Origin of the sequence: Streptomyces sp. NPDC059010, assembly GCF_042740355.1 — a bacterium.
Classification (GTDB): Bacteria; Actinomycetota; Actinomycetes; order Streptomycetales; family Streptomycetaceae; genus Streptomyces.
The window spans coordinates 166106-177676 of the sequence record NZ_JBHYJA010000004.1 but is presented as its reverse complement, the minus strand read 5'-3'; the positions used below and the strand labels follow the sequence as shown (position 1 = coordinate 177676).

Below are 11571 nucleotides of genomic sequence, written 5' to 3'. Positions count from 1 at the left end.
GGGGGGGCGGGGGTTTACTGCGGGTGCGCGGCGGCCGCCCCCCCACCCCCCCCCGCTTCTTCGCTCACCGCGCAGGTCAGTTCATCGTCGCCCCGATGGTCGTGCTCCCCGTCGTCAGGAACGTCGTCGCGGGCAGTGTGCCGCTGGAGCTGCGGGCGTTGTACGTGCTGGACGCGTCCGTCGAGCGGAACGCGGGGGTCGATATCCCGGAGTCCCAGTTGTTGCCGGCCGAGACCACCGAGGAGCCCTTGTTGACGGAGCCGCCGCCGTTGCTCACGGCGAGGTTCTTGCCGAGGCGGGCGGCGCCGGTGGCGAAGTAGTAGCCCCACTTGGCGTTGGCGTAGGCGGTGGTGCGGTTGATGACGATCGCGCCCTTGTTGCTGTTCTCGGTGAAGCCGTTGCCCGCGTTGTCCCAGGCGGCGCAGTTGTTGATGACATGCGCCACGGTCTCCCCGTCGCCGCCCAGCTTGTAGCCGTTGCCGTCGCCCGCGAACGCGGAGTCGGACCAGCGGTTCTTGCCGTTGCCCATGGCCCAGGTGTGCTCGACGGTGACCGGCGAGGAGAAGGACCAGAAGTCCAGCCCGTCGTCCGAGTTGTTGTACAGGCGGGCACCGGTGATCAGGTTCCCGGTGCCGGAGCCGAACTTCACGGCGACGCCGTCCGCGTTCTCGCCGTGGCTGGCGGCGTCGTAGTGGCCGTAGGAGTCGATGTTCCTGACCGTGTTGTTGACGGTGCCGTCTCCGGTGAGCGTGAAGCCGGAGTCGCCGCCGTTGATGGTCTTGATGTTGTTCCAGTTGGTGCCGGTGCAGGACTGGCAGACGACCGCGCTGTCCGGGGAGTTCTGGAAGGTGATGTTGGAGACGTTCCAGTAGTCGGCGGTCAGCTTGAAGATCCAGGAGCCGGACGGCAGTGAGGACCCGTCGATCTTCACGGTCTCCGAGCCGTACGCGGTGAGTGTCACGGGCGACGACGAGGTGCCGTTGGCCGTGGACTGCAGGGTGGCCGTCGGGTAGTAGGTGCCGCCGCGGACCTGGATGACGGTGCCGGCGGTGGCGTTCTTGAGGGCGTTGGACAGGTCGGTCGAGTTGCTGACGACCACGGTCGCGGCCTGCGCCTGGGTGGGGAGTACGGCGAGGCCGGTGCCCAGGGAGAGGGCCGCCAGGGTGGCGAGGGCGGTACGACGAGACATGGAGAGCGGTTCCTTTCTCGTGCGGGTGGGGGGATGGTTCACAGGACGGATCACAGGACGAGTCACAGGGCTGGTCACAGGGCTGGTCACAGAACCGCGTCGAGCCAGTCGAAGACGTCGTCCTGCATGGGTGCGGTGAACACATGGCCGAGGTCCGGCCAGGTCTCCAGCCGCAACCGCTCCTCGGCGTGGCAGGAACGCCAGACGGCGCGCAGCCTGGCGTGGGCCACGCGGACGCCGTCGGCGGGGAACAGCGGATCGAGGCCGCCGCCCAGGAACAGCATCGGCCTGGGGGCCGCGATGCCCGCCACGTCGGGGAAGTCGAGATGCCGGGCGAGCCCGGGGTGGAGCATGTAGTACGCCGACTGCCCTCGTAGGGCGTTGTTGCCGGGCACCATCATTTCCTTCAGGCCGGTCATCCAGCCGACGCTCACCGCGGCGGCCACATGGTCGCTGAGCGCGGCGGTCTGCCAGGCGCGGTAGGCGCCCATGGAGAACCCGACGGCGGCGATCCGGCGCGCGTCCACCCGGTCGAGACCGGCGAGGAAGGCGGCGGCCCGGGCGTCCTCGCGGGCCATGAGCCCGGCCAGCGAGGAGCCGAGGTGGTAGAGGTTGCTCGCCAGGGCCTGCTGTGCGTCGTAGGCGATCGGACCCCGGTCGCCGAAGCCGAGCGCGTCCAGGGCGAGGACGACGTATCCGCGCCGGGCCAGCTCGTCGCCGACGAACCTGCCGCTGAAGTGTGTGTCCGCCCACGCCTGGGCGGAGGCGAGCCGGGTGTCGTCGTACCAGGGCCGGACGCACTTCTCCTTCCCGATGTCGAAGGTCGCCCCGTGGTCGTGGAGGAGAAGGACGGCGGGGAACGGGCCGGGACCGTGCGGCGTGAGCAGGGCGCCGCGGACGCGCTCGTGGCGGGTGAGGGAGACGGTCACCAGTTCCCTCGCGTAGCCGTCGCCGTGGATCTGCTCGCCGTGTTCGGGGGCGTACGGCGTCCCGTCCTGCCGCTCCACGACGAGGTGCTGCTCGACCTTGGCGCGGGCCGCCTCCCGCCACGCCGGGAAGTCGCGGATGGGTGAACTCCCCCAGGCCAGTGGGAAGTTGAGGTCCTGCTTGAGCGCCTCGCAGAGGCCGGGAGGCTCAAGGACGTCCATCCGTCCTCCCGCTCCCGGCGTGCCGCAGCACATACCCTTCGACCGCCGGGGCGGAGGTGAGGGCCCGGTAGTCGTAGACGTCGGCGGGGTCCCAGCCGGCCTCGGGGGTGAGGCCCATGGCGATGGCCAGGTCGTTCAGGTGGGCTGGACGGCCGTTGACCCAGGACCCGGTGTCCTGGAACCGGTCGCCGCCGTAGTCCGCGACGGCGAGGGCGGCGGCGCCCTCCCGGTACCGGAACACATTGCGCTCGGAGAAGAGCGCGGACTCCACGCCGACCCCCAGCGCGTAGACGGTGTCGGCCGCCCGCCCCCGGTACACGTTGTTGACGACATGCACCTGCCCGAAGCGCACACGCGGCGCGCGCTGCACGATGTCGGTGAACAGGTTCCGGGCGAAGGTCACCTTCAGATGCCCCCGGTCCCGGTCACCGCGTCCGTCGCCGGATCCGATGAGGATCGCCTTGTCGTGGTCGTCGAAGCGGCTGTCGGAGACGGTGATGAAGTCGGAGCCGTCCTCGATGTCCAGCAACCCGTCGTGCCGTTGGACGTGCTCGCCGTGGAAGCCGAGTGGCGCCTCGCGGTCGGGGAAGCGGCCGTCGGTGAAGGTGCAGTGGTCGATCCAGATGTTCCTGCCGGTGATCACGGTCAGGGCGTCGAAGCGCGCGTTCCAGCTGCCCCGCGCCCCGTCCGCCGGCGACCAGGTGGTGAAGTGATCGACAGGCGCTTCGAGTCGAAGGTTCCGGACGACGATGTTCGTACCGGTGTTGACGGTCAGGAACACCCCGAGGAGCCGGGCGTCGTCACCGGCACCCACCAGTGTGGTGTTGCTCGGCACGGTCAGCTGGATCTGCGCCTTCTCATTCGCCGACCCGGCCTGCCGGAGCTGACGCTGCCGCTTGCAGTAGTCGTACCGGGTGTCGGACCACTCGGCCCCGTCCACGCCGAAGCAGGACATGTACCGGGCGAGGTCGTATCCGGGCGCGTAGTCCTGCTCGCCGAGCAGCGAACCGTCGTCCGCCTCATGCCCGTCGATGTCCCCCACGACCCGGATCACCTTGGGCGCCGCGGGGTCGCCGCCGTTGCCGAGGGCCTCCTTGAGCTCGACGCGGGTGCGCACCGTCCAGGTGGTGCCGCCCGCGCCGCCGGTGGTGCCGGAGCCGGTGGCGGCCCAGCCGACGGGTTCCCGGACGGGGGCTGCCGAGGCGGGAGCGGGCAGCCCGAACAGACACGCGCAGACGAGGAGAGCGGCCACCCTACGCATACGGCCGCCAGTCCCCGAGATACGTCCTCCGCGTGTTCAACCTGGCTTCTGTGTAAGTGAGTTGGGGCCGGTTCTCCGGAACCGTGATCACCGCTCCCGGCCCGCTGTTGCGGTACTCCCTGAACCGCATGGCCTGCCAGGGGTACTGCTCCCGCATGTCGGTGTACGGCGCCACCGCGTCGATCCCGGGCCCGATCCGGGTGTCCCGCACGACGAGCGACGGCCGGGCGGTGGTCTCGTACGACGGCACCCAGGGCCGGGCCAGCTTGTACGCCCCGTCCTCGGCGCCGGAGGTGATCCGGGAGCGGACGGCGAGGATGCCGTGGGGGTTGGCGCGGGCGGTGGACGGCGCGAAGACCATGCCCTTGGGGGTGAAGTCCACCGCGCGCTGCAGCGTGTGGAAGTGGCAGTCCTCGAAGACGGCCGTGGCCCGTCCGAAGACGAAGTCGACGTCGCCCTCGATGTAGCAGTGCCGGAAGTACTGCCGGTCGAAGGCGTCGAGCGCGGTCGTGTCGACGAAGAGGGTGTCCTGGTGGGCGAGGAGACGGACGTTCCCGAAGGACGACCGGTCGCCGGTGACATACGCCGCCACCGCCTGGGTGCCGGTGATGTCGGGGTGGTCGGCGCGCAGCCAGTCGTTGGCCAGGGTCAGGTCGCGGACCGTCAGTCCCGGGGCGGCCGAGGTGAAGGTGGCGGAGCCCGCGGTGCCGTAGGTGCCCGAACCGTCGGGCTTGGGTGTGCCGTTGGCGTTGTCGTAGACGATGACGACGTCGCGCGGGTCGCGGGTGGCGCCGCGCAGCGTCAGCCCGGCCTTGTCCTCCGGGACCTTCACCACCTCGCGATACGTCCCGGGATGCACGACGATCGTCCAGCCGGGTCCGTCCACCGCGTCCACGGCCGCCTGCACGGAGTCCCCGGGCCGGACGTGCCGCACCGGCCGGGCACCGGAGGCAAGGGCGAGGGCGGGCGTGGGGGTGGACCCGAGGGCGGCGGTCAGACCCCCGGCGATCCCGGCCGCCAGCAAGGTCCGTCTGCGCATCTCAGCGGCCCTCCTTCCACGGCGTCCAGTCGCCGAGGTACCCCTCACGGGTCGCCGACCCGGCCTGTTCGGCGGTGAGCTGGGGCCGGTTGCCGGGGACGGAGACGACGGCGCCCGGGCCGGTGTTGCGGTACTCGGCGAAGCGCTGGTTCTGCCACGGGAAGTCGTCCGACATGTTGGCGTAGGGCGCGACCGCGTCGATGCCGGGACCGAGGTGGGTGTCGCGGACGGTGAGCGACGGGCGGGCGTTCCGGTCGGAGCTGGGCACCCAGGGGCGGGCCAGCTTGTAGTGGGCGTCCGGGGCCTCGCCGGTGACACGGCTCCCGGTCACCAGGTAGCCGCGCGGGTTGGCGCCCGCCGTCGAGGGCGCGAAGACGAAGCCGTACGGGGCCGACGACAGGTCGGTGCGGTTCAGGGTCCGGAAGTGGCAGTGCTCGTACACGGCCGTGGCCCGCCCGAAGACGAAGTCGACGTCGCCCTCCACATAGCAGTGCGCGAAGTACTGGCGGGCGAAGACGCCGAGGGCCATCGAGTCGGCGTACAGGGTGTCCTGGTGGCCGAGGAACCGGCAGTGGTGGAACGCGGACCGGTCGCCCTGCACCTTGATGGCGACGGCCTGGGTGCCGCTGATGCCGGGGTGGTCGGCGCGCAGCCAGTCGTTGGCGAAGGTGATGCCGCGGGCGGTGAAGCCGTCGGCCTGGACGAGGGTGGTGGCGGAGCCGGTGGTGCCGTAGGTGCCGCCGCCGGGCTTGGGGGTGCCGGCGGCGTTGTCGTAGACGATGACGACGTCACGCGGGTCGTCGCCGGCCCCGAGCCAGGTCATCCCCGTCCGGGTCACGTCGACGGCGACCGTCTCCCGGTACGTCCCCGGCGCGATGACCAGCGTCCAGCCGCTGCCGCTCGCCGCGCTGAGGGCGGCCTGGACGGTGGTGAAGTCGCCCTGGCCGGAGGAGTGTACGTACAGGGTCTGCGGGGTCAGCCGGGCGGCGGGCGAACCGTACCGGCCGAAGGGGCAGGGCGGCCTGGCGTGGTCGGCGGCCAGGGCGGGGACCGGGGCAAAGACGAGTGCGGCGCCTAGGGTGGCGCCCGCCGTCAGGAATCCCCGTCTGGTCAGGGGCGGTCGGAGGTGGGGCGAGGGCATGCGGGTGCTCCTTCGCGGGGCGGCTCGTGCTGGGGTTGCCGGGGAGGGGCGCCGGAACTGCGGTGCGCCCCTCCCCCGTTGAGCGCGTCAGTGCGTCAGTGCGTCAGCCCAGACGGCCGGCGCCCGCGCAGCGGTTGACGATCCCCGGCACCGCCTTGGGGTTGTCGACCTTGGTCCGCAGGGTCGGTGTCCACCCGGCCCCGGACTGGAGGGTCTCCGCCGGGATCTCGGCGTTGTGGACGGCGATGAGGTCGGTCGGCTTGCCGTTGACGTAGTTGTTCTCGGCGGTCAGCGGCGACTCGTTCCACTTCTTGAGCACCTTGCCGACCTTGGCACCGGCCGGCAGCGAGATGCTGTTGTCACTGGCGTGGAGCTGCGAGGAGATACCGACACCGAAGATGTAGTAGTCGTCCTTCTGTTCCTCGGTCACCACGTAGTGGTTGTTGTAGACGTCGACCTGTCCGAACCGCACGCGCGGGGAGCGCTGGAGGATGCCCTCGAAGCGGTTGTGGTGCATGGTGACCTTGAGCTTGCCGCCGTCGGTGGCGGCGAGGCCGTCGCCGTTGCCGATCAGCATGTTCTTGTCGTGGTCCTGGAAGCGGTTCCAGGACACGGTCACGTAGTTGGAGCCGCGCACGATGTCCGTCAGGCCGTCGTGCTGCTGGAAGACCTTGCCGAAGTAGACCGGCCGCTCGCTGTCGGGGTAGCGCCCGTCGGTGAACGTGTTGTGGTCGAGCCACACATGGTCGGTGCCGTAGACGACCACGGCGTCGTACTCGGAGTTCCAGTTGCCGGTCTTGTTGTCGTCGGTCGGGTCCCACTTGGGGAAGCAGTCCAGCGGGGCCTCGATGGTGAGGTTGCGCATGATGACGTTCGAGACGCCCTTGATCTGGAGGCTGCCGCCGAGGATGCCGGAGTCCTTGCCGACGCCGACGATGGTGGTGTTGCTGGGGACGTTGGCCTTGATCTCGGTGTCCTGCTTGGCGGCGGAGGCGACCCGGGCGTCCTCCTGCGGACCGCTGGCGACCTCGTCGTTGCCCCAGACGGCCGGGTCGTAGTCCTTGAGGTACTGCTGGAGGTCGTAGCCGTCGGTCACGAAGGCTTCGCAGCCCTCGGAGACGGCGTCGATCATGCCCTTGACCTGGATGATCTTCGGGGCATCCGCACCCGCCTTCAGCGCGGCCTTGAACTCGGCCCACGTGGTGACGGTGTAGACGTGCTGGGCGTCGGCGGCCGACCCACCGGTGGTCCCCGCCCCCTCCGAGCCCCAGCCGTCACTCGCGCCGAGGACCTGCCGGCCGAGGTCACGGGGCCCGGCCTGCGCTCCTGTGCCGGTCAGCCCGAGGACGAGCGCGGTGCAGCCGATCAGTACGGCAGCCTTCACTGTGGCATGCCCATGCCATACCTGTGCGTTCATTGTGCGGCTCTCTTCTGCGGTCGGGGTGGTTACGCTGCGGCTTGCGGCCAGGTGATCCAGGACTCCGGGATCTCCTCGTCGAGCCGCCGCACGTCCTGCGGGCCGAGCACCCGCGTATGCAGCAGTTCCTGCGCCACGAGCCGGGCCACGGCAATGGCGCCGGGCGGGTTGAAGTGCGTGTTGTCCTGCTCGGCGGCGGTCCAGTTGAAGTACTTCTTCGTCTCCTCGACCCCGATCCGCTGCCACAGCGCGAGCGACAGCGCCTGGATGTCGAGCAGCGTGACCCGCTTCTCCTGCGCGAGCGCGCGCATCGCCGCCGGATAGTCGCCGTGGGTCGGCACGGAGTTGCCGTCGGCGTCGAACCTCCGCCGCTCGACGGCGGTGGCCAGCACCGGCCGCGCCCCCCGCTCCCGGGCACCGTCGACATACAGCCGCAGATAGTCCTGGTACGTAGTCCAGGGCTCGGTGTACCGCGTCGGGTCGGTGGCCTTCTCGTCGTTGTGCGCGAACTGGATCAGCAGAAAGTCCCCGGGCCGAATGGCCTGGAGGACGACATCCAGCCGCCCTTCATCGACAAAGCTCTTGGAACTGCGCCCGTTCACCGCGTGATTGGAGACGAGCAGGCTGTTCCGCAGAAAGAAGGGCAGCGCCATGCCCCACCCGGTCTCCGGGGCGGCATCGGCGTATTTCTGGGCGGCGGTGGAGTCGCCGGCGATGTAGAGGGTGCGGGGACCCCGGCTCGCCTGGGCGGTACCAGTGCCGGCGAAGGCAAGAGGAACGGCAGCAGCGGCAGCCACGCTGACCTGTCTGCGGGTAAGAGACACAGGGTTGCCTTTCAACAGGGGAAAGTGAAGCTCCCTCAGGGGCGCGGGACTGTATCGATTTGCGGCTCCGCCGCGTGGGCGCGACCAGCCACAACGAAACCCGCAGCCGGCCGCGCACCAGAAGCGACCGAGTTCCTAGCCCTTCCTTTCCTTCCACTCCGCCTGAGCCTCATTCAACTGCTCAGCCATCGTGTCCAGAAAGTCCTTGGCACTCATGTCCCCGTTCAGCACCTTCTGGAGGTTCGGCTCGTTGTCGGCCTTGGAGATGGTGTTCCAGTCAGGCAGGTAGTACGGCAACTGCACAATGGACGTGGACCCGTCCGTCAAAGCGGCAGCAGCAAGCTTCGTGGGCTCGGCCTTCGAAATCCACGCATCCTTGGCCGCGTCGTTGTTCGCCGGCACCTGCCCCGCCGCCTCGTTGAACTTCGAGTTCTCCTCGTGCGACGTGGCGAACTCGATGAACTTCCAGGCGGCTTCCTTGTTCTTGGAGCTCTTGAACAGCCCCATCCCGTCCACGGGGTTGGACACCTGAACCCGCTTACCGGCGGAGCCGACCGGCTGCGGAATTCCCCGGAACTTGTCCGTCCCCAGCGCCTTCACATGGTCCTGGTACGACCCCAGGTTGTGGTTCAGCATCCCGATCGTGCCGGAATCCCACTGCGCGACCATCTTGGTGAAGTCGTTGTTGAGGTCGGCGGCCGGAGTGACCTTCTTGTAGAGCGCGGCGTACTTCTCCAGCGCGGCCACGTTCTTGGGGTCGTTGACGGTCGTCTTCGCACCGCTCGCGTCCCAGAACGACGTGATCCCGGACTGCCCGTACATCGCGTCCAGCGCCTGCGCGATGGACCCGGAACCACCACGGATGGTGTACCCGAACTCGTTCTTCTTGGCGTCGGTCAGCTTCTCCGCGGCGGTGAAGAACTTGTCCCAGGTGGTCGGCTCGTCCAGGCCGGCCTTCTTGAACAGATCGGTGCGGTAGTACAGCACACCGTTGTTCGCGGAGGTCGGAATCGAGTACAGCTTGTCGTCGCCACCGCCCGCGGCCTTCAGCGAGGCGACCATGTCGTCGTTGAGCTTGCCGTTCAGGGAGGACTTGGCGAGCCGGTCGTCCAGCGGCTCCAGCGCGTTCTGCGCGGCGAACCCGGCGAGCATGGCCGCGCCGACACCGCCGACATCCGGCAGGCCGCCGCCCTGGAGGGCGGTGTCCACCTTGGACTGGTAGTCGGTGGACGGGATCCCGACGTACTCGACCTTGATGTCCGGGTTGGCCTTCTCGAAGTCGGCGATGATCTCCTTCCAGATGTCGGTGCGCACACCGCCGTTGTTGTCCCAGAAGACGATCTTGCCCTTGCCGCTGCCCTCGGCGCCCTTGTCGCCGCCCGTGCCGCTCCCGTCGTCACCGCAGGCGGTGGCGGTCAGGGCGAGGACGGACCCGAGGGCGACGGCGGTGGCGGCGCGCCTGCTTCTGCGGATGCTGTTCTTCATTGGTCGGCTCTCTTCGTTCTGGATCCAGCGGAGATATGAAGCTGTGGGGGTCAGTGACGGGCGTACGGCGCCCAGCCGTCCGTGCCCTGGAGGTAGTCGGCGACGGTGTGGTCCCGTGCCTCGGCCTCGCTCATCTGCGGCCGGTCCGCGGTCACGGCCGCGCCCGGTCCGGAGTTCCGGTACTCGGTGAACCGCGCGCCCTTCCACGAGAACCCGCTCATGTCGGTCCACGGCGAGGGCTTGATCGCGGCGGGCAGTTCGGTGTCGCGGATCAGCACCTGGGCGACCGCGGCGGGCTCACCGCCCGGATGCCAGGGCCGCCCGAGGTGGAAGCTCCCGTCGGGGGCGTCGCTCACGATCCTCGACCGGGTGATCAGAAACCCGTACGGATTGCCCGTCCAGGTCGAAGCCGCGGTGATGTAGCCGTTGTTGGTGTCCGATCCCCGGCTCAGCGCGCGGATCACGGAGCGTTCGATGACGGTGGTGGCCCGCCCGTAGACGAAGTCGACGTCACCCTCGATGTACGAGTCGCGGACGTACACCCGGCTGATCACATCCAGCTTGGGGCTGTCGGTCATCAGGGTGTCCTGGTTGCCCAGGAAGGCGGTGTCCTCGAAGAGGATCCGGTCACCGGTCGTCTTCATCGCCAGCGCCTGCTCGCCGTTCAGCTCGTGCGCGGCCTCGTCGAAGTCGTTGCTGAAGGTGAGGTTGCGGGCGGTGACGTCGTTCGCGGCGATCCGGACGGTCGCGCTGCCCGTCGAACCGCCGTACGCGGCGGGCGTGTCGAAGACGACGACGGTGTCGGACCGGTCGCGTCCGGTCCCCTGGAGCACGACGTTCGGCTTGCTCGCGGGGATGAACACCTTCTCGCGGTACGTCCCCGGCGCGACGGCGATCGTCACCGGCACGGTGTTGCCGTCCGGCACGGCGTCCACGGCGGACTGCACGGTCGGGTGGTCGTCCGGCACCCGCAGTGTGGTGCCGATCCGCTGCTGCGGCCCGGAGAACCTCTTCACCAGGGCCGGCACGGCGGCCGCCGGGTCCAGCCGGTAGTCGTAGAACTCCCGTGGGTCGAAGGCGGCACCCCACTCGTCGGTCCGCCCCGTCGTGTTCCTCAGGATCGACCCGCGCTCGACCAGCTCGGCCGTCGTATCGGCCTGGTAGGGATGCTGGACCCCGTCGTAGTAGCTGTTCTCGATCACCATCCGGGTCCTGCCGCGCGACCAGTTCCCGTACGTCCACGTCGGGTCCCCGTCGGCCACCTGGGCCGACAGGTAGTTGTTGTAGAGGTGCGCGTAGGCGCAGTTGTCGGCCGACGGATTGCGCTGCTTCGTGCCCGTGAACCAGTTGTGGTCGACGGTGATCTGCGTCTGGACGTTGGTCGTCCAGCCGATCCCGAACGCCTTGTTGTGGTGCGTGAACCGGTTGTAGGAGACGGTGATGTACTGGCTGTCCTTGCGGATGTCGAGCAGCCCGTCGCCCATGTGCGTGAAAAGGTTGTGGTCGATCCAGACGTGGTCGACGGTGTCCATCTGGATGGCGTCGAAGTCGGTCGTCTTGCCGTCCCAGTCGCCCTCGACGTACGAGTCACGGATCGTCAGATTGCGGATGATGACGTTGCTGGTACCGGGGTTGAGGTGCAGCTCGCCGTGCACGATCTCACCGGTGTCGCCGACGCCGATCAGGGTCTTGTCCGACCCCACCACGATGTCCGAGCCGAAGGGTGCGACGTCGATCGATCCCGACACCCGGATGATGTACGGCTCGGGCGCCGCCGCGTACCTGGCCAGCGAGGCCTGGTCCGTGACGGTCACGACCTTGCCGCCCGCCCCGCCGGTCGTGCCGCCTGCGAGGGAGGCGAACCCGTGAGGCCGGTCGGTCCAGCGGTCGGCGGCGGCCGACGTCGCCGTCTCACTCGCGGCCCGCGCCTCCCCCATCGCCCCGAGGCCGAGCGCGGCGACAAGACTGAGCACGGCGGCCACGACCTTGCCGTGTCCCGGTCTCGGCTTCGCTCTCGGCAAGCGCTTGCTATCAAGGTGCTGCGTCATTGCGGCTCCCAACAGGCTT

At 69.2% G+C, this 11571-nt stretch carries 9 protein-coding genes; all 9 read right to left on the bottom strand.

What is annotated here, in order from left to right:
- Positions 1-76: 76 nt before the first annotated feature.
- Positions 77-1189, bottom strand: a complete 1113-nt coding sequence (locus ACFWYS_RS05770) for a chondroitinase-B domain-containing protein (RefSeq protein WP_384763803.1) — start codon at positions 1187-1189, stop codon at positions 77-79.
- Between the two features lie 86 nt (positions 1190-1275).
- Positions 1276-2337 (bottom strand): dienelactone hydrolase family protein, encoded by a 1062-nt coding sequence (locus tag ACFWYS_RS05765; RefSeq protein ID WP_384763801.1) that lies wholly within the window; start codon positions 2335-2337, stop codon positions 1276-1278.
- Positions 2324-3598, bottom strand: coding sequence for a polysaccharide lyase family 1 protein (locus ACFWYS_RS05760; RefSeq protein WP_384763798.1), 1275 nt, complete (start codon positions 3596-3598; stop codon positions 2324-2326). Before ACFWYS_RS05760 ends, ACFWYS_RS05765 begins: the two co-directional genes overlap by 14 nt.
- A complete protein-coding gene (locus ACFWYS_RS05755) occupies positions 3591-4637 on the bottom strand; it encodes a pectinesterase family protein (RefSeq protein ID WP_384763795.1) in 1047 nt (348 codons plus the stop codon). The genes ACFWYS_RS05760 and ACFWYS_RS05755 overlap by 8 nt, the downstream gene beginning before the upstream one ends.
- 1 nt (position 4638) lies before the next feature.
- On the bottom strand, positions 4639-5778 hold the full coding sequence (locus tag ACFWYS_RS05750) for a pectinesterase family protein (RefSeq protein WP_384763793.1): 1140 nt from the start codon (positions 5776-5778) through the stop codon (positions 4639-4641).
- A gap of 103 nt (positions 5779-5881) precedes the next feature.
- Positions 5882-7195 carry a polysaccharide lyase family 1 protein gene (locus ACFWYS_RS05745; RefSeq protein ID WP_384763790.1) on the bottom strand — a complete coding sequence of 438 codons (1314 nt, stop codon included), beginning with the start codon at positions 7193-7195 and terminating at the stop codon, positions 5882-5884.
- Between the two features lie 29 nt (positions 7196-7224).
- Entirely contained in the window at positions 7225-8019 is a 795-nt protein-coding gene (locus ACFWYS_RS05740; RefSeq protein ID WP_384763788.1) for a rhamnogalacturonan acetylesterase, read from the bottom strand.
- A 135-nt stretch (positions 8020-8154) separates the two neighbouring features.
- Entirely contained in the window at positions 8155-9504 is a 1350-nt protein-coding gene (locus tag ACFWYS_RS05735) for an ABC transporter substrate-binding protein (protein WP_384763786.1), read from the bottom strand.
- A gap of 50 nt (positions 9505-9554) precedes the next feature.
- Entirely contained in the window at positions 9555-11552 is a 1998-nt protein-coding gene (locus ACFWYS_RS05730) for a pectinesterase family protein (protein ID WP_384763783.1), read from the bottom strand.
- Between the last annotated feature and the right edge of the window lie 19 nt (positions 11553-11571).

Excerpts from the sequence above, each read along its gene's own strand:
- ACFWYS_RS05745 (WP_384763790.1), bottom strand. The coding sequence starts at position 7,195 with ATGAACGCACAGGTATGGCATGGGCATGCCACAGTGAAGGCTGCCGTA.
- ACFWYS_RS05730 (WP_384763783.1), bottom strand. The coding sequence starts at position 11,552 with ATGACGCAGCACCTTGATAGCAAGCGCTTGCCGAGAGCGAAGCCGAGA.
- ACFWYS_RS05765 (WP_384763801.1), bottom strand. The coding sequence starts at position 2,337 with ATGGACGTCCTTGAGCCTCCCGGCCTCTGCGAGGCGCTCAAGCAGGAC.
- ACFWYS_RS05750 (WP_384763793.1), bottom strand. The coding sequence starts at position 5,778 with ATGCCCTCGCCCCACCTCCGACCGCCCCTGACCAGACGGGGATTCCTG.
- ACFWYS_RS05735 (WP_384763786.1), bottom strand. The coding sequence starts at position 9,504 with ATGAAGAACAGCATCCGCAGAAGCAGGCGCGCCGCCACCGCCGTCGCC.
- ACFWYS_RS05755 (WP_384763795.1), bottom strand. The coding sequence starts at position 4,637 with ATGCGCAGACGGACCTTGCTGGCGGCCGGGATCGCCGGGGGTCTGACC.
- ACFWYS_RS05770 (WP_384763803.1), bottom strand. The coding sequence starts at position 1,189 with ATGTCTCGTCGTACCGCCCTCGCCACCCTGGCGGCCCTCTCCCTGGGC.
- ACFWYS_RS05760 (WP_384763798.1), bottom strand. The coding sequence starts at position 3,598 with ATGCGTAGGGTGGCCGCTCTCCTCGTCTGCGCGTGTCTGTTCGGGCTG.